2 protein-coding genes are annotated in these 522 nt (G+C 68.8%); one reads left to right on the forward strand and one right to left on the reverse strand.

Annotation, left to right across the window (positions count from 1 at the left end):
- Positions 1-127, reverse strand: a 127-nt coding sequence (locus tag G6039_RS30215; RefSeq protein ID WP_277606692.1) for a sugar phosphate nucleotidyltransferase, incomplete at its 3' end; no start/stop codon positions are given.
- A gap of 64 nt (positions 128-191) precedes the next feature.
- Between G6039_RS30215 and G6039_RS30220 the strand changes: the two genes are divergently transcribed.
- The coding region (locus G6039_RS30220; RefSeq protein WP_164528205.1) for a GDP-mannose 4,6-dehydratase at positions 192-522 on the forward strand (331 nt) is incomplete at its 3' end.

Genomic DNA, 522 nt, shown 5'->3' on the forward strand with positions numbered 1-522 from the left:
GCATGAGGGTCGAGAGCGGGTAGTAGATCATCGGCTTGTCGTAGACCGGTACGAGCTGCTTGCTCACTCCCAGGGTGATCGGGTGCAGGCGGGACCCGGTGCCGCCGGCGAGAATGATTCCGCGCATGACGGGCAGTCTCCCATCCGGGGTGGACGCGGACCAGCGAACGCACCGCCGGTAGGGTTGCCGCATGCGGCTGCTCGTCACCGGCGGTGCCGGTTTCATCGGTGCGAACTTCGTGCATCGGACCGTCGCCGACCGCCCCGAGGCGCGGGTGACCGTGCTCGACAAGCTCACCTACGCCGGCAACCTCGCCTCCCTCGACCCGGTCGCCGAGAAGATCCGCTTCGTCCGCGGCGACGTCGCCGACGCGGACCTGGTCGACGCGCTGGTGGCCGAGTCGGATCTGGTGGTGCACTTCGCCGCCGAGTCGCACAACGACAACTCCCTGGCCGATCCGTCGCCGTTCGTGCAGACCAACCTGATCGGCACGTTCACCCTGCTCGAGGCGGTGCGCCGGC

It is taken from the genome of Rhodococcus aetherivorans, from assembly GCF_011058165.1.
Taxonomy (GTDB): domain Bacteria; phylum Actinomycetota; class Actinomycetes; order Mycobacteriales; family Mycobacteriaceae; genus Rhodococcus; species Rhodococcus aetherivorans.